At 67.1% G+C, this 22351-nt stretch carries 12 protein-coding genes; 5 read left to right on the top strand and 7 right to left on the bottom strand.

Features of this window, described 5'->3' with window-relative positions; genetic code table 11:
• From C8K30_RS29985 to C8K30_RS29975, 3 genes are all read right to left on the bottom strand, one after another.
• Positions 1–2575: DNA methyltransferase (locus tag C8K30_RS29985; RefSeq protein ID WP_369941764.1), on the bottom strand; the 2575-nt coding region annotated here is incomplete at its 3' end.
• 365 nt (positions 2576–2940) lie between these two features.
• Positions 2941–6093: a DISARM system SNF2-like helicase DrmD gene (drmD, locus tag C8K30_RS29980; RefSeq protein ID WP_369941769.1), complete on the bottom strand. Its 3153-nt coding sequence runs from the start codon at positions 6091–6093 to the stop codon at positions 2941–2943.
• A 219-nt stretch (positions 6094–6312) separates the two neighbouring features.
• Positions 6313–9045: a DUF262 domain-containing protein gene (locus tag C8K30_RS29975; protein WP_108496563.1), complete on the bottom strand. Its 2733-nt coding sequence runs from the start codon at positions 9043–9045 to the stop codon at positions 6313–6315.
• 254 nt (positions 9046–9299) lie between these two features.
• Here C8K30_RS29975 and C8K30_RS29970 point away from each other — a divergent pair, with 254 nt between their 5' ends.
• Positions 9300–15779 carry a DUF4011 domain-containing protein gene (locus tag C8K30_RS29970; RefSeq protein ID WP_108496562.1) on the top strand — a complete coding sequence of 2160 codons (6480 nt, stop codon included), beginning with the start codon at positions 9300–9302 and terminating at the stop codon, positions 15777–15779.
• A gap of 172 nt (positions 15780–15951) precedes the next feature.
• Here the strand turns inward: C8K30_RS29970 and C8K30_RS29965 are convergent, their stop codons facing one another.
• Positions 15952–16602, bottom strand: a complete 651-nt coding sequence (locus C8K30_RS29965; RefSeq protein WP_233257575.1) for a YdcF family protein — start codon at positions 16600–16602, stop codon at positions 15952–15954.
• 98 nt (positions 16603–16700) lie between these two features.
• Between C8K30_RS29965 and C8K30_RS29960 the strand changes: the two genes are divergently transcribed.
• Positions 16701–17345, top strand: coding sequence for a LysE family translocator (locus C8K30_RS29960; protein WP_108496560.1), 645 nt, complete (start codon positions 16701–16703; stop codon positions 17343–17345).
• Here the strand turns inward: C8K30_RS29960 and C8K30_RS29955 are convergent.
• From C8K30_RS29955 to C8K30_RS29945, 3 genes are all read right to left on the bottom strand, one after another.
• Positions 17342–18472 carry an HAD family hydrolase gene (locus C8K30_RS29955; RefSeq protein ID WP_233257574.1) on the bottom strand — a complete coding sequence of 377 codons (1131 nt, stop codon included), beginning with the start codon at positions 18470–18472 and terminating at the stop codon, positions 17342–17344. The two genes, C8K30_RS29960 and C8K30_RS29955, sit on opposite strands and share 4 nt — an antisense overlap.
• A gap of 332 nt (positions 18473–18804) precedes the next feature.
• A complete protein-coding gene (locus C8K30_RS29950; RefSeq protein ID WP_108496559.1) occupies positions 18805–19428 on the bottom strand; it encodes a hypothetical protein in 624 nt (207 codons plus the stop codon).
• Positions 19429–19455: 27 nt separating this feature from the next.
• The gene (locus tag C8K30_RS29945) at positions 19456–20202 is read right to left on the bottom strand and encodes a hypothetical protein (RefSeq protein WP_108496558.1); all 747 of its coding nucleotides are present in this window, start codon (positions 20200–20202) and stop codon (positions 19456–19458) included.
• A 233-nt stretch (positions 20203–20435) separates the two neighbouring features.
• Between C8K30_RS29945 and C8K30_RS29940 the strand changes: the two genes are divergently transcribed.
• The 3 genes from C8K30_RS29940 to C8K30_RS31575 all read left to right on the top strand — a co-directional run bounded on the left by C8K30_RS29940 (position 20436) and on the right by C8K30_RS31575 (position 22303).
• A complete protein-coding gene (locus tag C8K30_RS29940) occupies positions 20436–20687 on the top strand; it encodes a ketopantoate reductase family protein (RefSeq protein ID WP_108496557.1) in 252 nt (83 codons plus the stop codon).
• Complete coding sequence (locus C8K30_RS29935; protein WP_108496556.1) at positions 20684–21247, top strand: HEAT repeat domain-containing protein; 564 nt, start codon at positions 20684–20686, stop codon at positions 21245–21247. Before C8K30_RS29940 ends, C8K30_RS29935 begins: the two co-directional genes overlap by 4 nt.
• Positions 21248–21406: 159 nt before the next feature.
• A complete protein-coding gene (locus C8K30_RS31575; protein WP_233257573.1) occupies positions 21407–22303 on the top strand; it encodes a hypothetical protein in 897 nt (298 codons plus the stop codon).
• Positions 22304–22351: the final 48 nt, after the last annotated feature.

The following is a 22351-nucleotide window of genomic DNA, read 5'->3' as shown; positions in this document are numbered from 1 at the left end:
CCATCGCGTCCAGTCCAACCTCGCGTGTGTCGCCCTGGGCCACCGTGTTCGTGGCGATCAGGCCGAGGGTGCCCTTCGTCTGCAGGAGTGAGGTCGCACGGAGGAAGAAGTAGGCAACGAGGTCGGCACTGCCACGTCGCCCCGTGGCAATGAGGTTGACGAACCAATCGCGTACATCGGTTCCCATGGCCCCAGTCAGCTTCTGCCCGCCGAGAAACGGCGGGTTCCCGATCACCGCGTCGAACCCACCCCTCCCGCCGTACTCGTTCCCGAGCACGTCAGGCACCGCAAGCGCCCAGTGCAGCGGGTTCCACCGGTCATAGTCTGTGACGACCGCGGGCTTGAGTCCCGTATTGATGATGCCGTCGAGCATCGCCGGGTCGGCGCAGTCGGCGTCGGGCACGAAAGCCTTGTCGGCTGCGATCCGCAGCGTGTCGTAGGCCTCGTTGAGCTTCTTGCCGGGTTTGCCGCCGTGACGCAGTCCGGCGGCGACGACTCCGTCGGCCACCTTGCTCAGGGTTGCGGAGCGTTCGTGGATGCGCTCGAGCAGACGGCGCTTGGCCTTGGCCGAGCGGGCGGGGTCGTTCTCCTCGATCGGGCTAGCGAGGTCGCGTCGGGCCTCGATGACGTCACGGATCACACCGCGAACATCGAGCATCTCGATTCCGGTGGCTTCGGAGCCCTCGCCGAACAGCGCGCCGGCGGAGAATCCCATCGTGGAATCGCCGTGGCCAGTGAAGGTCTTCGCTTGCGCGGGGTCGATGTGCATAGCTTCGAGCTGCTTGATGTCGGTGACGCCCAGCAGTGAGTTGCCGTGCAGCACCTTGTCGTCCACGAAGGAGAACGGCTGGCCCGGGTCGAGTGACACGAGCCAGAGCGACAGCTTGCACATTTCGACGGCCATGCCGTTGATGTCGGCCCCGTACAGGCAGCTGGCCACGACCTGGCGTCGGGCGCGGATCTCTAGCTCACGCGGAGTACCGGTGGCGATCCCTTCGGCGTGCCAGGCCTCCACGAGCTTCGCAGACAGGTATTCGGCGGCGGCCACGAGGAATGCCCCGGAACCGCAGGCGATGTCGGCGACCTTGAGGTCGAGGATCTTGTTCCAGCGGATGAGCTTCCACTGGTCGCGATCAGCCGTCTGGTGCGGGCCTGGCGAGTAGACGAGCGGCTCCAGGGCGTGCAGCACGACCTCCTGCGCCAGCGACTTGGGCGTGTAGTGGGCGCCCGAGTTCGCGCGCGATGGCGTCTCGACCACAGCGAGACCACCCGGCTGGATCACGACCGGCCGGTCGCGCAGGTCGCGCCGGATGATGCCGACGTAGGGACGCAGGCGTGCGAGCAGTTCCTCGTCGCGAGTCACCGCGAGGAGGGCACGCTCGGCGTCGTCGGGTAGAGCAACAAGGGCCTTCTTGAGGGCGGTACCGCTCTTCGTCTTTGCGCCGGTCTGGTTCTTCTTCAGCCAGTCGAGCAGGACCGTGACGAAACGAACGTCGTCGCCCGCCTCCTCGTACAGATCGTCCAGTAGGCCGAGGGGAACCTCGGGCTCTTCGCCGTCCTTCCCGACCAGGCCGACCGTGATCTCAGTGACGTCCTCGGCCGTGTAGCCCAGCAGGCCCTCGTAGATGTAGCCGATCTGCTCCACGTCGATGTCGCGGAACGAGATGCGCCGACGCTCGTTGCCGACCGTCGCGTACTGGACGGATCTGAGGACCTCGAGCATCACGCGGTCGCTGGCGGTCACGGCGAGCGCGCCGTCATCGGATACCGCGGTCAGGAAGGCGAATCGCTCCGTGTCGAAGAGCGAGCCGCCATAGGCAGGCAGCCGCATGTCTTCGGTATTGACGCCCGAGTACAGCGCCTGCGAGGTCGCCAGCAACCGGTGCCAGGTGTGGTGCGTGCCGTCCAAGGCCTCGGCGTTCTCGTCCTGGAAGCGGGCCTCCAGCACATCGAGCTGGTCGCTGATGCCATAGCCCTCGGTGAACAGGGCGCTCTGCGGCATCATCGAACGTTCCTCGGCGAACAGGAGGAACACGACCCGCATCATCGCGGTCACGGCACCCTCGTAGACCTGATCCCGGTCATCGGGGAGCGGATCGACACGGCCTGCCTCGCGGGCGCTCATCGCGGACTCCGAGAATGCGGAGACCAGAAGTTCGACCGCGCGGCGCACCTGGGTGCCCAGTGCCACGGTGATCTCTTCGGCGGCAGTAACGGACTCCCGGAACAGAGCAGGGAGGCGGTCGAACTCCGCACCACCGAGCACGCGCTTCGGCTCGATCAGCGCGAAGAACGCGTCGCGGACCGCACCCTCGTCGATCCAGGTCTGGGAGTCGACAATGCCTGACGCGGTCATCACGTCGGTCTGCGCGGAGACGATGGCCCACCAGCGGCCATCGGTCACGACGCCCAGCGGGTGACCGGAAGTGCGCAGGATCGCGTCCATGCGGTCGATCGGGCTCGCCGACCAAGCGTCGTCGTACGGATCACGAAGCGAGGACACCGGGTCCACCACGAGGACGAGTGCACCGACGTCCTGGCCCCGCACGACAGCTCCCGTCGCCTCGACGGTCACGGCGTGGTCGGGTGAGGCAGCGCGCGGTGCGCCGTCGGGCAGCGAAGCCAAGTCCCAGGTGAGGAACGTTCCCCAGCCGGCCACATCCCGGAGAACTGCGGTGATCCACTTGTCGCGGGCGCCGCGGTACTCGGCGAGCGCGACCTCGTCGCCGGGCCTTGTGAACCAGTCGTCCCAGGCACGGTCCATGTCGGGCTTGGCGTCGCGGAGTGCCGCCTTGGCCGCGTCCGAGAGGTGACCGATGCCCTGCGGCCAGACACGCTTGAGGGCGGGGACCGCCACGAACGGTCCCTCGCGGTCGACCAGCTCCAGCCAGCCGCGGTGGCGGTCGGTGACGTTGGTGGTGCGGCGCGTGTAGGCGCGGGTCATGCGAGGTCTCCCTGCTGGGCGTCGGCGGGCGTGACAGCGAACACGACGGCTGCGGCCGAGACGTATGGCTTCACGTCGGTATACCGCTCGCGGATGCCCGCAACCTCGCGAGCCTCCTCGGCGGCGAGCTCGGCGAGGCGGTCCTCCATGGCGCGGATATCCCGTTGGAACTGACGCTTTTCCTCGTCGAGCGTGAAGAGCGCGGCCGCCGATTCCCTTTCCATCTCGCGCAGGCGCGCCAGTGACTCCGTGAGGTTGCGACGGAAGGCCGCGAAGATCTCGCGCGCGCGGTTCACATCTGCCTCCTCGCGGTGCCTGAGGCTCTCTGTGACCGAACTCTGCTTCCGTTCGGCGGCCTTGCGCATGGCGTCGTCGAGGCGATCGCGGAGGCCGCGCTCGGGCGCGTTCCACTCGGCGGCCAGACGATCGCGAATGGGTGCTGCTGCGAGGGCAAGATCGGACAGGTCGAGGGTCTGCTCCACCAGCGCCTCAGCCTTGGCCTCCGCGAGGACGCGGCCCTTGACGCGGATGCCCGCGAGAAATACCTCCTCATGCAGGCGCAGGCCACCCCGCCCCACCAGGACAAGGCGAGCCACTGCGGCGACGCAGGACTGCTCGATGTCGTCGACGACCACGGCCGTCACGCGGTTCATGGAGGACTCGACGCTGAACAGAGACGAGCGCAGGATGCGGCTCGCCTTCTGCATGAGGGCGTGGCCGAGGTGGACGTGGACCACGTCGTCGTTCATAGCCTCCAGTGCCGCTTCTGAACTGAACGTGATGGGACGGTTGACTCCGGGGGCAAGGCGAGTGGAGAGACCACGCAGGGCGGTCTGCCAGCTCTGGCCGAGGTTCGGGACCTCGAAGACCGGCTCGTCGGTGTCCTGGGACGGCACCTCGCGGAGGGTGGGTTGGTTTGTCAGCGTCAGAGCCGTGTCGAGCACCCGCCGGGAGTTGTCCGACGTGAGATGCATGCGCTCCTTGAGCGTGTCGTACTGGGTCGCCAGCCGGGTCAGCGCGCTGTTGAGCTCAACAGACCCGGCCATAACCTGGTTGACGGCGTCCTTGTCCTGGGTAAGTGGCCGACGCGGGGACACGTCGATTCGGCCGAACTGGTTCTGGATCTCGGCGTCGATCACGGGATTCACAGAGCCGAGGTCGCCCTTGACTGTGGCGACCTTCTCCGCGATCCGGCGCATGAAGTCCATGTCCTCGCGGTATGTGCCCGTGCCACGCTCGGGGAAGAACTGCACGATCTCCGGGTTGTGGGTCTGGCCGTACCGGTCGATGCGCCCGATCCGCTGCTCCAAGCGCGACGGGTTGAACGGCACGTCGAAGTTCACCAGTCGGTGGCAGTGCTGCTGGAGGTCGATCCCCTCCCCTGCAGCGTCCGTGGCCACCAGGACGCGGATCTTCTCCCTGCTCGGGTCGGCGTTGAAGCGAGCCCGCGTGAGTTCGCGCTCCTCGGTATCCGTAGATCCCTGGATCGTCGCGAGGCGCTCTGCGTCGTAGCCGCGCTGGCGGAGGTTCTCGACGATCCACTCGAGCGTGTTCGCGTATTCGGTGAAGATGACGACGCGCTCGTTGGTCCAGTCCTTGTCCGTACGGCAGGTGCCGTTGAGCCAGCCGATGAGGGCAGTGAGCCGGGAGTCTGGCTTCTGGGCGTAGCCGAGGCCCCACTGGACGAGGCTCTCGATCTCATCCTGAGATGCTGTGACCAGCGGGTCGGCAGCCTTGGACTGGCGCAGGGCGTTGAACTCCGGATGCTCGAACGCGCCCTCTTCCTCGTCATCCTGGTTGCTGCCGAGCACCTCGGAGTAGTAGTCGTCCTCCTCGTCCTCCCACTCGGAAGTGCCGCTGAACTGCGCGTCACGGTAGCCGGCCAGGGTGGTGCCAAAGGCGTACGGGCTGGAGAGGAAGCGCTTCTTGAGGAGCATCGAGACGATGTCGCCTGAGCGCTTCTTGCCGTTGGCGCGCGCGCTGTCCTCAAGGATCTTGGTGAGCCTCTCGAACTGCTGCTGCTCGTCGGCTGCAGGCTCAAAGGGGATCTTGGAGAGCTCACGGGTCTTGAAGTTCTTGGCCTCGATGTCGCCCTTGAGCCGCCGAACCGTAACCTCCTTTAGCGCCTTCGGATCCACGGAGGCGCCGCGGCTGAAGCGGCGGTTGTCGATCATCTCCAGCAAGGCCGTGAAGGACTCGCTGTGCCCGTTGTGGGGGGTGGCGCTGAGGAACAGACGGTGCTCGCACGTCTTGGCGAGCTCGCGGACCGCAACCGTGCGCTTGGAGTCGATGGCATAGCCACGGGCCTGGCCCACGCTCGTGGGGCTGGACGGTGCTACGTGGTGCGCCTCGTCCACCACCAGCATGTCGAAGGCGTAGCGGCGGGCGCTGTTGACCTTGCCGACGCTTGCCGTCGCCTCTCGGAGCAAACGCTGGGCGCGGACACCCGGGAGCCACGCCATGCTCACGATCACGCGCGGGAACAGGCGGAACGGATTCGCGTTGAGCCCGTGCGAACGGCGGACCTGCGACATGAGCTCGCTGTTGACGATGACGAACTCCAGGCCGAACTTCTCGCGCATCTCGTCTTGCCATTTCAGAGCCAGGGAAGGCGGGCAGACGATGACAACACTGCGGGCACGGTGGCGGAGTAGTAGCTCCTGGATCACGAGGCCGGCCTCGATCGTCTTGCCGAGGCCCACGTCGTCCGCCAGGAGAAGGTTGGTACGCGGAGCCTGGAGCGCGCGGCGGAGCGGCTCGAGCTGGTAGGCCTCGACGTTCGCACCCGAGCGGAACGGAGCCTGGAATTCGTCCGGGTTCGCGGACGTGATGGCCCCCCAGCGGACTGCGTCCACGAAGGCCGCAAGACGATTGGGATCGTCGAACTCCTCCGCAGCGATTCGTTCGGGGAGACCCTGATCGGGGGCCACAGAGTGCCCGACCTCGAGTTCCCAGACGACGCGGAGTTCCTCGCCAAGACGGTCCTCGTCGAGCGACTGGAGTGCCACGACGTGATTGCGTGTCGGGTGTGCCTCGTCCGCTGGGCTCCGCAGGAGACCCTGCTCGCGAACGTCCGCCACAGCCCACGTGGAGCCACGGACCTGAACGATCTGGCCGGGCTCGGGAACGGGCGGCAAGCCCGTGGACACGGATGATCCCTGGTCAGTGGCAACAGTCACGCCGTCGATGCTAGTTGTCCATGGCGATCGTGCGAGAGCAAAGCGCCTGGCGGGAGGCAGGATCACCCGCAAATGGCAGAGCACAGCGTGACCTTCGCCGTCGTGGCGAGGGCACCGCTACGAACCACATCCGACGTCTTTGCCTCGATCACCGACCAGTTCGGTGACCGAACCTTGGTCTTCGTGAAGTCACGCCAGGACAGCGCGGAGCTCTTCACCGACAGGAACCACGCGCCAACCGCCCGCGCCCAGCTCCGCGGACGTCTCCGCTGAGATCTCGAACTCGGCCGCGACCTTCCGGGCCGGCCAGCCAATCGGGACGGGGATGCCGTCCGCGCCTTCGCCACCGATCTCAGGGCGTGGCAGTCCCATCGCAGCAATGCGAACCAGCACCGCCCGTTCCTCGTCCGTCGCAAGAGCGTGGAGGTCCCTCCAGTCGTCGGGCAGGTCCGTAGCAGTCTGCGAGACCTGGCTCGCATCGAACCGGCGGATCGCCTCCGTGAAGGTCTCCGCAGTGGCCTCGTCCATCCAGTACTGCACCGGCGGCCCCTGGATCCAACGCGAGGGCAGGTAATGCCCCGTGCGGGCGGCGAACCTGCCCGGCCAGGCAAGGACGCCCGCGACGACTTTGCCGTCGCTGACGACTCCTGCACGTTCGGCCAACTTCGGGATACCCACAGGGTCCGGTGACGCTTCGATCAGCGCGCTGAAGAACCTCCGTGCAGGGGTGCTGAGCGCAGCCCAGAACTCGGTGGCTTCTTCGACGTTGGTCTCGACGTCCCACCAGGCGAGCTCACCTGCCTTGGCGTCCGGGCCCGGCTTCTCTCCTCGGAACACAGCACGCACATCGGCCAAGGTGCGCCCGTCCTCAAGGCGCCAGAACGTCCAGCCGTTCGTGACGCTGCCTTTGACGTGCTTACCTGCTGCAGATGGGCTGTTGAAGACCGCCCCACCGACATCGAGCGCTCCGCTCGGCGTGACAGCGGCGAGAGCGTCCGCCCAGCTTCCAGTGCGAGCCTTGAGGACCGTACCCGGCGCGAGCAGGCCGGCCGTGACAAGGTCATTCACCTCGACCCAGGACTGCACACTCGTCCTGGAGTCGGTGATCTCGCCCGTGTGCCCGGCCGGCACGGGCCAGGTGCGCAACACGATCTCGGTTATGTCCGCCGTACGCTCGCCGATGCGGGCCTCGTCCCAGCCGTCCGCGGAGGCCTCGCGGAGCCGCTGGTTCAGCTTGAGGACGTCATGCTGGGCAAGTTTGGCATACTTGCCGTTCCGGCCGAGCCAGCGCCCGTTGGACACTGCCGAGTTGAGCGTCGCCGTCAGAAGCGTCAGGTTGCCGAGTCGGTGTACGTGCGCAGCCCGCTCGGCGAGCGCCACCTCGCCGTCGACAGACCAGTGGGACTCCCACTTCTGCGGCAGCAGGTGCTCGATCGGGTATCCCCTGCGATCCACCTGGTGAGCGTGGTATTCGGCACGCAGATGATCCTCGACCGCTTCCAGCACCATCCGTAGGCGCGCCCGTGGATACCGCCGGTAGGCCGGCGCGGTGGACAGGTAGGCCCGGATCTCGGCGTCGCCCGGCCAGTAGGAGCTCGCGACCTTCTGCCCCCGCAGGAAATGCTCCACGGTCTCGCCCAGGTCCTCGGGGCCAGCAGCGCGCGCGGTTCGGATGAGATTCGCGACGACAGCCCCGAGGTTGCTGGTGGTCAGGCGAAGCAGGCTGCGCCGCACCACCCAACTCTCGACCACGCCGATCACCCGATCGATCACCGGCTGAGGCAGGTACCGGCCGGGCTCGTACAGCCAGAGCAGCACAGGCTTGAGCAGCTCGATCCCGTTCGCCTGCATTCGGTAGACGTTCATCTCCGTGACCGTGAGGTTCCGGTCGGGATCCGCGGCCGCCGTCGTCCACGCCTCGTACTGCTCGGCCTGCGCCTTGATGGCTCGCAGCAGGTCGATCATCTTCTGCTTCGACTCGTGCTCGACGAAGTGCTTGAACCTCGTGAACGTTGACTTGGTGGGGATCTCCTCGGCCACCCTTGCGACCAGCCACTGGTTCAGGAAGAGCGCTCCGCGGGTGTAGGTCACGCGCCCGACGGCGAGCTCCTTCTCCCAGAATTTCGATTCGAACGGCCAGTCCTCGGCGTACACCTTCGCGGTATCCGCGCCGTCTGACTCCAGCTTCTGGAACACGAAGTTCTTGATCAGGTCAGCCGCCGTCAGCGGCGTGCCTCGCGCATTCAAGGTCTCGAAGATCTCCTGAGAGTTCTCGTTCACCTGCAGGTCGATCACCACGATCTGCAGGCCCTGCTGCAGCACGTGCGCCAGGGCCTGCGCACGCTGAGCGAACTCCGGAGCGTCGACGGGACCGGGGCCGAGCCACATCTGCACCTCGCTCATGAAGTACCGGTGCGCACTCGCCAAGCGCGACGTCGCGTGCGTCAGTCGCTCATGGTCGATTGGCGGGTCGGCTCGCATCACCTCTTCAAATGCGGCCCGGTCCCGGTTCGTGTGCCGGATCTTGAGGCGGTCAGACTCGTCCTGGACGAAGCTCGCCGAGTTGTGCGTCAACGTCTCCATCTGCGATGCCAGGTGATCCTGCCCGGCTTCTTCGAACACGGCCGCGGCCGCGTCCATCAGCAGCTGGAGCGTCGTCAAGCGCTGCTGGCCATCGATCACGTTTCGGGCCGGCACAGAACCCACCGACGTCTCCTGCACCTGCAGCACAACAGCTCCCAGGAAGTGCGCCGCCGTGCGGAAAGGGTCGTTCAGCCGCAGCTCCGCCATCCGCCGCACATCGGCCCACAACGGAGCCCACTGCTCCGTCTCGTCCCACACATACGGACGCTGGAACAGCGGCACCACCAGGTGGTGTGGCAGGTTGAAGATCTCCATCGGCGTGCGGATGTTGGTGTCCATGCGGACACGCCCCCTCGGATCGACTACAGCGATCGTGCCCACGGATACGACTTGCCGCAATCGCCGTCGTCCGGTTCATCCCCTTCGGCCATCGCCATCGAACGTGATCCGCACGCTCACGTCAACGAGCGATGTTTAACCCCTTCAACCTCGATCTCACCCACCGGCGCGCCTGCGGCCGTGCCGTGGCCTGTCTAGATTGACGAGTGTGCCCTACGCCCGAACTCACTACTGAGCCGAATGAAGGAAACGTCGTGACAGACCTGACGGCCAAGGAACGCCAGATCCGCGGGATGGACGAGCTCGGCACCGCGCTCACGGGTCTGGTGGACCGGCGGATGACCGCCGCCGCGCACGGCAAGCCGTGGGGCGCGTTGTACGAGGCCAAGGAGACGGCCCGGCGCGGGCACACCTACACAGTGAACCCGAAGGACCCGCGAGTGCTGCTGCGGATCCTCCGTTACGAGCGGGCAGTGTTCACCGAGGTGGACACCACGCAGCGCGCGTGGGTCGACGAGCTGATCCAGGCGTCGAACCGTGCCGCGCACACGCAGTCGATCAGCGACCGTGATGCCGACCGTGCCCTCGACACGATGGCCTTGCTGGCCGAGTCGCTGGATCTCGACGACGCGCTGGAGTCGATCACATCGTTGCGAGCAACTGCGTCAGCGGCCCGATCCGAACCAGCAGCAGTCTCTTCCTACGCGGCTCCGACGAAACCTCGATCGGCCGAGCCCAGCACGACTGTCACTAGGAAGGTGCAGGGCACTCGACTGATGCTCGACACCGAACTCCCTGGCTTACGGCTGCTCACCGCGCGTTTGGGTGATCTCGACGTCGTGGTCGGCGTCCGCGAAGCGATCAACTATGCACTGGTCCACAACGGGATCTCCCCAGTCGCCAAGGCCGTGCTGCACAATCGCGGCCCCGAAACCGCGCGCGACCTGCGGCTCACGTTCTCGATCGAGAGCCCGCTCCCGGACTCCCCATTGGCGGCTCCACTGGTCGTGGAGGTCGGTGACGTCGCGCCAGGCGCACGGGTCGAGGTCCCCACCAGCCGGCTCGCCTGGCGGCTGACCAGCACGCCGTTCGTCGTATTCGACGAGTCGGTCCCGACCGATGTACATCTGACCGCCGAGACGGCGGCGCTGACGTTCTCCGACAGCACGACGGTCCGGCTCCTGACCATCGACGAGTGGTGGGCGCGGAGCCTGCACGAGACGCTGGCGGCATTCGTGCGCCCGAACGACCCCACGGTCCAGAGGATCCTGGACACCGCCAGCGGGCTGCTCACCGAACGCGTCGGCACCCCCGCGCTGGACGGTTACCAGACCGGTCCGGAGCGGGTGCACCAGATCGCCGAAGCGCTCTATGACGCCCTGGTCGCGGCCGAGATCCGGTACGTCCAAGCGCCACCCAGCTTCGAAGGGACCGGCCAACGCATTCGTAGCCATGGTCAGGTGCTTGACGACCGGTACGGCACCTGCCTGGACCTGTCCGTCCTCTATGCGGCCGTGCTAGAGGCCGCCGGCCTGCACCCGGTCATAGTGGTGACGCAGAACCATGCCTTCGCCGGGTATCTCACCGAGGACGCTCAGCTCCCGGACGTCGGCGTCACACAGCCCGGAGCGATCGCCACTATCATGGATTCCGACATCCTCGAGGTGGTCGAGACGACAGCGGTGTGCGCCGGCGACGAGCCTGTCAGTTTCGACGCGGCACGTGGCCACGCCCGCCGGTGGCGCACCACAGGTCTCCAGGAGATCGAGTATCTGCTGGACGTCCACGCAGCTCACCGCATCGTCAAGCCACTGCCCAACCTCCGGTTCGAGGGTGGACAACGGGTGATCGAGGTCATCAAGGAGGCGCCGGTCGTTCACGCGCGCCGCACGCCGTCCGGCGAGGCCGACGACCAACGCACCTCCACCACGGTCCCGCCAAGGGTGGACCGGTGGCAGCGCTCGCTGCTCGACATGACCTACCGGAACCCATTGCTCAAGCTGAAGAAGTCCTCGTCGATCCCGGTGCACGTGCCGACCGACACACTGGCCCAACTGGAGGACGTCGTCGCACAAGGGAACCGGCTCGCCCTCGTGCCGCACGACGAGCTGGCTGACCTCCTCCGAGCCCAGGGCGCGCGCACGGCTGCCGACGTCGACGCCGACGCCCTGCGGCGGATCCTGATCGAGGAGAACCGGCTCTTCACAGCGACCAGCAGGCTGGAGTACCACCGCAAGCTCCGCACCCTGGCGCGCAAGGCGAAGACCACACTGGAGGAGACCGGCACCGACAGCCTCTACCTCACGATCGGCACACTCGAATGGTCGGAGCGCGGTAAGGAGGGCATTGCGCCGCTCTTCCTCGTCCCGGTGAAACTCGTCGGGGGGCGGGGGCTGACAACGTTCACGCTTGCTCTCGACGAGACGCGACAGGTCGAGCCGAACTACTGCCTCGTCGAGAAGTTGCGAGTTTCCTGGGGCGTGACCGTACCCGAGCTCACCGACCCAGGTCAGGACGAGTCGGGGATCGACGTCGAGGGCGCGCTCGCCGCCGTGCGTTCCGCGCTGCTGCGCAAGGGCCTGGTCGACTTCCACGTGGAGGAGACTGCTCACCTCACGCTGGTCCAGTTCTCGACCCTCGACATGTGGCGCGACCTCGTGGACGGTTGGCCGTCATTCCTCGAGCGCCCAGCCGTGCGGCACATGGTGGAGACCCCGGGGCAACCGTTCCTCGACGACGTCGCACCACCCCTGCCCGACCCGGCGGCCGAAGCTAAGGCGTACCTGCCGATTCCCGCCGACGGTTCGCAAATCGAGGCGATCCGCTGGGCAGCGGCCGGCAAGTCGTTCATCCTTGAAGGCCCACCGGGCACCGGCAAGTCACAGACGATCACCAACCTCATCGCGCACCTGCTCGCCGAAGGCAAGAAGGTGCTGTTCGTTGCCGAGAAGCAGGCTGCGCTCGATGTCGTGAAGCGACGCCTGGACCAGGTCGGACTCGGTACGTTCAGCCTGGACGTGCACGGCAAGACCCAGACGGTCCAGGCCGTCCGCCAGCAGATCCGCACCGCGATGGAGGCACGCACCGAGTCGTCGTCGAGCTGGGAGACCGCCAGGGCGCAGTACCGCAACCTGGTCGACTCGCTGTCCAATTACCCGCGGCTGCTGCACGAGCCCGGTCCGGTGGACGTCTCCGCCTGGGAGGCCCGGCAGGTCATCCTAGAGCTGAGCGCCACGGCCGGCGGCGTTGAGCCATCCCTTGTCCCGCGCGCCGTCGCACAGGGTGTGACGCCTGTTGCGGACGTGTACGACGCCGCGCAGGACTTGGGCGGAGCGCTGGGCCGGCTAGGCGCCGCGCCCGCGCGGTCGCCGTGGCGTCTAGCCGGTCCCATCGACCCCGCGCACCTTGACCGGCCGGGCGTCGCAGCAGCCCTGGAGCGGCTCGTTTCGGCCGACCACGCCACGGTGGGCCCCGTTCGCAACCTGACTGACCGGGCGCAGACGCCCGAGGAGTTCCATGCTGTGGCTCGCTGGATGGAGTCCCTGCGTGCGGGCGTTGGCCGGTCCGCCTCGGAAGCCCGTGAGATCGTCACCCCACACTGGCACACGAAGGCCCAGGAGGTCCGCACTGCGATCGAGGCATTCCGGACGGCGTGCGGACCGCGTCTTGCACCGTTCGCCCCGCAGGCTGTAGCCCTCGGCCTGGACACCTTCACGCAGCGCGCTACCGAGGCCGACAGCAAGCTGTTCGGCAAGAAGAAGCGCCGCCGCGCGATCATCACAGACCTCGCCGCCGTGCTGCCCGGCGGCGAGGCGTCGTTGCCGCTCAAGCAACTCTCGGCCGCGCTGCAGCAGCTCGCCTTGGTGCGCGGCGAGCTGAACCGGCTCACTGACTTCGTCCGGAGCCTGCCCGGCGTCGATCTTCCGTACCAGTGGAACCCGCTCGACCCGACCCACATGCACGTCGTGGAGCGCGCGATCACCGCTCTGGAAGACGCCAATGCGCTGTGGGCGACCCTGGGCAGAGGCCGACCGGACCACGAGGCCACGCATGAGGTCATCGACGCCACCTACGACAAGATCCGCGACACCCACTCGGCTGACCAGATCACTCCGGGCTCCGTCGTGCACGAGCTGGGCGCCGCGTGGAGCTCCTACCTGACGGCACTCGGCACAACGCCGGACGACCTGGCGTACTGGTGCGACGGCCGCCCGCGCGGTACCGCGACGGCCGAGAGCCTGGGCGACTGGCAGTCTGACGCGAGCGGGAACTCGTTAGTGCGCCTGCAGCGGTGGCTGGCTGTACGCGGCGCTGTCGAGCGGCTCACCGATCTCGGCCTCGCCGACGTAGCGGGGCGGGTACGCGACGGCAGCCTCAGCAGCACCGACACCGAAAACGCCGTTCGCCTCGGGGTCGCACGCGCGATCCTGACCGAACGCCTGGAGACGACCGGGCTCGAGGCATTCGACGATGCCGAACGAGCGCGGCTCATCGAACGCTTCGTCGCCACCGGCGAGGACGCGCGGGGACGACTGCTCACCGAGCTGCCCGCACGCATCGCGGCCGCCCGCACGATCGACGTCAGCCAGCCCCGCGGCAAGGTCGCCGACCTCGGCGCCCAGCTCTCTCGCCGGCGGGGCGGCCTCTCGATCCGGCAGCTGCTGGACCAGTTCGGGCCGATCATCACGCAGGTCACCCCCTGCTTCCTGATGAGCCCCAGCTCGGTGGCCAGATTCCTGCCGCCGACCGCCGTGGATTTCGACGTAGTCGTATTCGACGAGGCGTCGCAGATTCGTGTCCCGGAAGCAGTCGGCGCGATGGGACGCGGTCGGTCGGTGGTCATCGTCGGCGACTCGCAGCAGATGCCGCCGAGCTCGACCTTCGCCTCGTCTGCCGGTGACGATGAAGACGCCGACGATGCCGAGGCACGGCTGGTGCCGCGCGACCTGGAGTCGATCCTCACCGAGGGCGTCGAATCGCGACTGCCGCGGCTGCTGCTGTCCTGGCACTACCGTTCACGCGACGAGATGCTCATCGCCTTCTCGAACAAGACCTACTACGAGGGCAGGCTCTCCAGCTTCCCAACGCCGCCCGGGCGCACCGGCGGTGCCGCGATCGATCTGCGCGGGGTCGAGGGCCAGTGGGAGGGCGGCGGACGCGGCGCGGCTCGTGTGAACCGCGCCGAGGTGACCGCCGTCGTTGAGGAGATCTCGGCGCTTCTGACCGAGGATCCTGACCGCACGATCGGTGTGGTGACCTTCAACACCCAGCAACGTGACCTGATCCTCGACCTGCTGGAGTCGCTGCGTGTGACCTCAGCCGCAATCGAGGCGGCGTTGTCCCGTGCCAACGAACCCTTGTTCGTCAAGAACCTCGAGAACGTCCAAGGCGATGAACGCGACGTCATCCTGTTCACGCTGGCCTTCGCCAAGGACAGCCGCGGACGGGTTCCACTCAACTGGGGCCCGCTCAGCAGGACCGGCGGCGAGAAGCGCCTGAACGTGGCCGTGACCCGCGCCAAAGAGCATGTGACGATCTTCGCGTCTTTCGACCCGCACGAGCTGGACCTGTCGACGTCGGGCTCACAGGGCCTCGCCGACCTCAAGGACTACCTCCTCCTGGCTCAGCACGGCGCGGAACGGGCAGGGCTGCAGCGGCCGACAGCACGCGACTGGCATCTCGCCGAGATCGAGCGGGCGCTGCGCGAAGCCGGGCTTGAGGTCCGCACAAGTATTGGGCTGTCGGACTTCACGGTCGACCTGGCCGTCCGCGTCGAGGACCGTCCCTGGGTCGCGATCCTGCTCGACGGCCCCGTCTGGGCACAGCGGACCAGCGTCGGTGACCGCGACGGGCTACCTCGGTCCGTGCTGACCGACCAGATGGGCTGGTCACGAGTCGAGCGGGTCTGGTTGCCGACCTGGCTCCGCGAACCCGACGCCGTCGTTGCCCAGGTACTCGACGCTGCGAAGGCCGCCCAGGACCCTCCGCCGCGAACCGACCGTCGAGCTCTCGGTGCAGCTGCCGTCGCAGCGGCAACCGCCGTGGTCCAGACCATCGACGACGTCCTGTCCTCAGCCACACAGGCAATTGATAACGCAGCAGGCCGGGTGCTGCTCCAGGCGCACCAGGCCGCATCCCCCACCGCTCCTGCGCTAGGCGGTGAGACTCGGCTCCCCGAGGGTGTAACACGGTTCCAGCCTGCCGACGCCACACCCCGACTCTCCCGGGACATATTGGACGCGACCGGTGCCCAAGCCCGAGAGCTGATCCGCCAACAGATCCGAGACGTCGTGGGGGCAGAGGGTCCTGTCGTCGTGGACCGCCTGCTCAAGACGGTAGCGAGTAGGTTTGGCCTGGCCAAGCTGCACAGCACGCGCAAGGAACACCTCCGTCAGGCGATCCCACGCGGCATGGTCGTCGTCGCAGCCAACGGCGATCTCGTCGCCTGGCCCGAGAACACTCGGCCCAAAGAGGTCACGGGCTACCGCGTGCCCGAACCCGGAGGTCAACGCGAGCTCGCCGAAATCCCGTACCAGGAACTGCGCAACGCGCTCGTGCATGTCGTCCGCAGCGCCCATGGCATCACTGAGGAAGACGCTCTGCGCGAGACCGCGCGCGAGTTCGGGGTCAGCCGAGTCGCCGTCAAGGTCCGAGAGCGACTCCTTGGTGTCATCGCAAGTGCCGTCGAGGAGGGGCGGATAACGCGTAGCGGCAGGTACCTGGACGCGCGCTGAGGTGCTCGTCGCGACAACGCCCGTGGGTTCTCGTGTGGGACTGCCCCAGGTTCGTCACCACCACACCACCAGGTACGTCGTGAACCCTCTGGTCGAGACCGCTGCCCTACGCCCCGGGGTCGAGCTGACCCGGCTCGCCCACACGTGGTCGGCGTCCTGGCGTGACCGCCCTCTACTGCCTCACCAGGCGGCTCGTGTAGCCCTCGGCGACGAGGCGGTCGTACGCGGCCCGGACTTCTTCGGGGACATCGACCGGGATGGCGAAGCCAGCGTCGGCGTAGACCCAGAGACGTTGCGTGTCCCCAACGAGCATGTTCAGGACTCGCGACTCGTCACCGATGCTCGCGATGTAGTCGCCCAGTTCCTGACGGCGCGCGGAGCACACTACATCCAGTTCAGGCCAAACCTTCCGCACAGTCGCGTACGCGCGGCGCTGCTGGTACGGCCGGCTGACGATCGTCGCCGAGGCGACGGGGATGCCATCGCGCTCGAGCATCTCGCGGGTGAACGTGAAGTTCTCGCTCGTGTTCGTGGCCTTAGGCTCGATCAGCAGTGCACCGCGCGGGACGCCCAGCTCTTCTGCGCGCTCCGTGAAGTGAACAGCCTCGCCACGCGGGAACACGCCGATAGTGGTGGGTGCGTTCGCGCCGGTAAACACGATCAACGGGAACCGGCCCTGGTGGAACAGCTCAGCGGTGTGCTCTGCCACGCCGATGTCGTGACTGCCGAGACCGATGCCGACGTCCGTCGCCCGGGGCTCGTCATCGATCTGGTGGAAGTCCCAGAGAGTCAGGGCGTCCGTCATCACGGCAGGCGAAAGCATGCGCGTCATTCTGGCACGCAGGCCACGTTGGCCCGCCGCCCCCTCCGACCCCAGCAAATACCAACGACCGCCAATAAGCCGATCGCTACGATGACGTCATGCCCACCGCCACCCAGCTCGTCGCCTTCCTCGCGGCGTCCGTCATCTTCATCGCTCTGCCCGGACCCAGCGTCCTCTTCGCGATCGGCCGGGCGCTGACGGTCGGACGCCGGGACGCGCTCCTGTCGGTGACCGGCAACGCGCTGGGCCTGCTCGTCCAGGTGGCCTGCGTAGCGATCGGTCTGGGTGCGCTGGTCGAGGCATCCGCCACCGCCTACACCGTGCTCAAGCTCGTCGGCGCGGGATACGTGATCTACCTCGGGATCCAGGCGATCCGGCACCGCGCCGACGCCCGGCTCGCGATGGCCGCACCCGACAAGGCACGTCCGGCAGGTCCATGGCGCGCGGTCTCGGCCGGTTTCACCGTCGGCGTGACCAACCCGAAGACCATCGTGTTCTTCGCGGCCTTCCTCCCGCAGTTCATGAACGACGCCGCACCCGCGACGCCGCAGCTCCTGTTCCTCGGACTGCTGTTCGGCGCGCTGGCCCTCGGCCAGGACTCGATCGTGACGTTGATCGCCAGCCAGGCCCGCACGTGGTTCTCCCGCAACCCGAAGCGGCTCGACCACCTGAGCGTCACCGGCGGAGTCGCCATGGTTGGCCTGGGCGCCGGCCTCGCGCTCGAGGGCAGCGCCAAGGCCTAAGCCCCGGATAGGTCCCGGCGAAGCAAGGCACGCAGGACGGGTACGACGCCGTTCTGCGCGATCGTCCCGGTTACCTCATCCGCAGCCTCGCGGACCGAAGTCGGTGCCTGGCCCATGGCTACCGAGTGTGCAGCCCAGGCCAGCATCTGCAGGTCGTTGACGCCGTCGCCGACCGCGACCGTCCGAGCCTCGCCCACCCCAAGCCGCTGACGAACGGCTTCCAGGGCACTGGCCTTCGACAGGCCCAAGGGCGTCACGTCAATCCAGTCCGGGCCGGCCGGGGTCGCCGTCACTCCGAGCGCCCGCACCGGCTCCAACAGGGTCGCGACCACACCCGGCGCGCGCAGGATCACCCGAGACGCGGGCACCGACCACAAGCCGTCGAACGCGACCAGGTGCTGCTGACCGTTGACGTCGCCGTCCGGGGCCCTCCGCGTGACCCGGTAGCCCCACCCGGTCTCCTCGACCGCGAGCTCGACATCGGGCATCAGGTCGCGAGCCAGGCGGGCGACCGGCTCGACGTCGAACGTCTGCGCATCCGTCACCGTGAACCCGTCCCGGGCCTCAGGGTCCAGGCGGGCGGTGACGGCGCCGTTGGACGCGACCAGCCAACCGCCGGACAAGCCGAGCCGTTCCGCGATGGGCAGGATGCCGACCAGCGACCGGCCTGAAGCCAGCACCACGTGGTGACCGGCAGCCAGGACGTCCCGGACAGCGTCGGCCGTCACCTGGGCGACGTCGGTCGTACCCTCGGGCACCAGGGTGCCGTCGATGTCGAGAGCGACCATCTGGGGCCCCGGCCGCGGCCCAGGGTCGGCGACGACGGTGCACGCGGCGCCGATCCGGGACAGCACATCGTTGACCGACCGGCGTCGTGCCGCCATCGCCGTCCCTGCGGCCAGGAGCACCCGGACCGCGCCGTGTTGTTCGGTCAGCGCGAGCAGCTCGCTCAACGTCATCAAGTCGTGCGGATCCTCGACCATGGACGCGAGCCCGAGGCCCTCCTGGACGGCATGCGCCTGGAGGGCAGCGCGCTGACGAGCGCTGACGATGGCGTCCTGGGCGCTGACATAGCCGACGGCAAGAGGTCTCGGGGTCATGGTGTCCTTGGCCGGCAGTGTGCCCATCGGCACCTGTCTTATCACCCTTCGGCGGCGTTCAGTGTCATGGCCACAGCCGCCGTCCCCCTGTTCGCCGTACCAGCCAGGGCTCTCCTGGCGGGCACGACACAGTCTCGACGCGCAGCATCACCGGTTCACCCACCGCGCCAGGAACATTCGACGGCCGCCGCAAACCACGCGTCGACCTGCGCAGACACCACCACAAGCCGGAGAACTTCCGGAGCCAGGAAGTTCAGCAGCGCGGAAAGCTCCCGGTGGCCAACTCCCGCTGGCAAGCTCTCCTCGGTCGTAGCCAGTCCGAACGGGTCAGTTGCGAAGCGTCGAGATCGGCGGTTGCCTCAATGTTTGCGGTCCCAGCCGATCGCATCGGCTGCGTGAGCTGCATACGTCAACATGTCGTCGAGCGCGAGGGTGGTCTCGCCGGTCTGGATGTCGACGTCGGGGATGTCGCCAACCAGGGAACGGTATTCCACGAGGGTCGACAGAGCGGCCTTGATCACCGGAAGTGCGAGGCCAGCGCTCAGCAACAGGTGGGCATCGGTCATTCCAGGTCCAATGCCCACGACGAGCACCGTCATATTCAACTCGGGGCTGGGCTGCGTCACGGTCACATTGACGGACCCGGCGGCGATGCTCATCGTCACCGGTTTTCGAGCTGCGCCTGCGGAAAGGTACGGTCGCAGCGGGTTGTCGAGATCGCCCTGCAACAAGGGCCACCATTCGTTGAACAGCGGGCCCGCATTGGCCATGAGGTACACGTTGCCGTCGTCCAGGTGCAGCAGCAGGGCGCGGAGCCGCAGTGGAGCCAAGTCGTAGTCGATGAGGCATCGATCGCTGGCCCGGCGGTACTGGACGCCGTCGATCTCGAGAGACGGTCGCGGGTCAGGGGCGAATCCCAGCACGAAGGGAATCTCGTCATCATCGAGGACGTGCGGAACAGCGTCGAACGTCAATGCCGACATGGTGTGCCTCCGCTTTCACTGCTGTGGTCAATCCTTGAGGGCGATCAGTCCGCCGACAAACTCGCGGACGCCCTTGGCGAGGTCGAGCAGCTCGTCCACTCGGACGCCGTCCATCACCCCCGAGCCGAGACTCGCCCCCGATGTGAACAGGGTCGACATTGCCTTGAGGCGACGCGACGTCCGGTCGGGACCGCCGAGGACGTCCAGGACGCCCGGAAGGTCGAGGTAGAAGTTCGTCGCCCGAATGACTGTCTGCAGCGCCGCCAGGATGAGCGCCTCGGCTTGTTGGGGGCCGATCCCCTCCCGCTGCGCACCCCGCAGCTCGTCGGCCACGATCCACTGCACCTTTCCGACCGCGTGCACGTTGGCCAAGACGCGGTGACCCGGCGTCCCCTTCTGGCTGTGCACGAGCATGGCGTAGGTCTCGGGCCAGTGCTGAGCCACGAGCTTCGTCACCTTGTCGCCGTAGTCGGCCCCGGACATGAGCTTGAACAGGACGTCGAAGGTCTGGTCGATGCTTGCAGCCAACAGGCTTGTCTCGTCGTCCTTCGGGATGACGTAGACGACCGCAGCGGCCACTCCAGGCACGCCCGTCACCTCGATGGCGACCTCTGTGAACCATGGCGTGTGGCAGGCCGTGACGCTTGGCGCGAGCTTCTCGACGACTCCGCTAGGGCGGTGTTGCGGCTGCATGAGGAACTTCAGCGGTGGCACCGGCATGGAGGAGTAGTCGATCCACATCGGATCTTCGATCGCTCGACGCTCGTCCGCCATGGGAGCCGCTCTTCCGTTCGAGCCCTGCCGCAATCGAAATGCCGACAGCGGGTTGGGCATCATTCGGGACCTGGCTGCGCAAGCGAGGCCGTAAGCCGACCGTAACGGTGAACTCGCAACATTGTGCCCTCAATGACGGCAATTCACCCCGACCCATGCTTCCTGGATGAACCTCGTCCGAAGCTTGTCCTCACCAGTCTGGTCAACAAACCCGCCTGCCTACCATTAGCCCCATGACCGACACCCCCATCGCCGTCATCGGTCCCGGAGCCATCGGCGGCCTCGTCGCCGCGATGCTCCAGCAAGCAGGGCACGACGTCGTAGTAGTCGCCCGCGCCAAGACCGCCTGGCAGATCACGGAGCACGGCCTCGACGTCGAGACCGACGCATTCGGCTCCTGGCACGCACCCCTGACCGCGACCATCGAGGTCCCCCACGGCGCCCGCGTGATCGTCACGGTCAAGGCCGAGGGCCCAATAGAATGACGGATTTCGTCAAGCGGTTTGTCCTCAAGTCCGGCTTCACGTCGGACGACGTCGATTTTGTGTCCATGCAACGTGGCTGGATTCTGAAGCAGGTGCAGAAGCACGAGGCTGGGGCCTACATCGACGTGTGGGTCACACTCGATCGCAAGACCGAGATTCACCAGGTCGACGACCGGCCGATCGGCACTCGCTACCTGCGGGTGCACGGGCCCGGCAGCAACGACGTGGCACAGCACATCCGGGAGGACTGCGAGCTCTGGTCCACACCGGAAGCCTTGACCGAGCTGCGCGGAACGAGTGTCGGGAACGAGAAGCTGATCTGCATCTACGCAGCGGCACTCGCCGCAGACGAAGCAGATGGTGAGCAGGTCACGCAGGAATTCCGAAACGTCGCGGGTGATCCCGATACAGGAGTTCGCCAGTCCTTGATCATCGCGACGGGCTACTTCCCATATGCAGGTCTCATCGAACTCGTCACCGATCTGCGCGATAGCGACCCCGTTGACCACGTAAGAAAGAATGCACAACTCCTCCTGGATGGCTTGTCCCAGGGGAAATGAGCTGGTGGCGCACCGGAGCCGGTGAAGATGGCCGGCAGCGGCCACCTGCAGTCCTTGTCGGCAACGACCGAGCGAATCCTCCTCGTCATCGTCAGTGCGCCGGTTGGCCCCGACCTCATGACTCGCCGGCGAACGGCAGCGCCTGACTACGCTCACACCGTGCCGCTACCCGTCACCGTCGCCCACCGACTCATCCAGCTCCGCCACCTGCTGGACCGCGACGCGGAGCTGGCGATGAATCACCAGGTCGGAACGCCGGCTGCGGAGCCAACCCCTGCCACTCACCCGGACCATGCCGAGGTACTCCGAGTCGCCGGCGGCTTCGTTCTCGGCGTCGTGCGGCTGAACGACGGACCGTGGCTGCCGGACTGGGACCCTTTCGCAGGCTTCTCCCCAGGACAGCACCCACCGCCAGGAACGTGGTACGTCGTCGGCGACGTGCACGACGTCGACCTGCTTGTCCTGAACGAGGACGACGGATCCGTCTGGCTCGTCGACGGCGAGCCCGGTGGCCATTGGCCTGACGGCACCGCGTATCGCCGCCTCAGCGACGACCTGGCCACGTTCCTGAACGACTTCGTACTCGGCTCGCGATACCACGAGCTCAGCGCGATCCCCGGCGACGACTGGGCCTACGTCACGGACCGGCTCGACGAACTGCATCCGCTCATGGAGTACGTCCGCTACGAGGCCACCGAGCCGACTCGACGCGGGACCTTTCCGGGCGTGTTCGCGCTGGCCAACGGGCTCGCCCACTCCCGGCGACTAACGCCAGAGGACTGGGCATGGTGGCGCACCCACAACGACCTCATGAACGACGCCTACCCCGATCCAGCATCCGTGGACTCAAGCGTCTACGACCGCGACCGGCATCCCGGCGCCCGCGCCTTCTTCCGCATCGATGCTCACCGCCTGCTCGACGTGACCCGCGGCTACCTCGACCTGCTCGACCGATACGACGTCGGCTGGCGCGAGATCCGCACGTACGACCCCGGCCGCATTCTCTACGTCGACGATGTTCAGGTCGTCGCCGAGCCCCACACTGTGGAGCGCTGACAACGTGGCTGCGGACGACGCGCTCCCTCGAACGCGCTCCGCCTTTCC

The organism is Promicromonospora sp. AC04 (assembly GCF_003058225.1).
Taxonomy (GTDB): domain Bacteria; phylum Actinomycetota; class Actinomycetes; order Actinomycetales; family Cellulomonadaceae; genus Promicromonospora.
Note: the sequence above shows the minus strand (reverse complement) of the source record. Positions and strands in the feature narration are given on the sequence as shown.

Excerpts from the sequence above, each read along its gene's own strand:
- C8K30_RS29975 (WP_108496563.1), bottom strand. The coding sequence starts at position 9,045 with ATGGACACCAACATCCGCACGCCGATGGAGATCTTCAACCTGCCACAC.
- C8K30_RS29965 (WP_233257575.1), bottom strand. The coding sequence starts at position 16,602 with ATGCTTTCGCCTGCCGTGATGACGGACGCCCTGACTCTCTGGGACTTC.
- C8K30_RS29960 (WP_108496560.1), top strand. The coding sequence starts at position 16,701 with ATGCCCACCGCCACCCAGCTCGTCGCCTTCCTCGCGGCGTCCGTCATC.
- C8K30_RS29955 (WP_233257574.1), bottom strand. The coding sequence starts at position 18,472 with ATGGGCACACTGCCGGCCAAGGACACCATGACCCCGAGACCTCTTGCC.
- C8K30_RS29950 (WP_108496559.1), bottom strand. The coding sequence starts at position 19,428 with ATGTCGGCATTGACGTTCGACGCTGTTCCGCACGTCCTCGATGATGAC.
- C8K30_RS29945 (WP_108496558.1), bottom strand. The coding sequence starts at position 20,202 with ATGGCGGACGAGCGTCGAGCGATCGAAGATCCGATGTGGATCGACTAC.
- C8K30_RS29940 (WP_108496557.1), top strand. The coding sequence starts at position 20,436 with ATGACCGACACCCCCATCGCCGTCATCGGTCCCGGAGCCATCGGCGGC.
- C8K30_RS29935 (WP_108496556.1), top strand. The coding sequence starts at position 20,684 with ATGACGGATTTCGTCAAGCGGTTTGTCCTCAAGTCCGGCTTCACGTCG.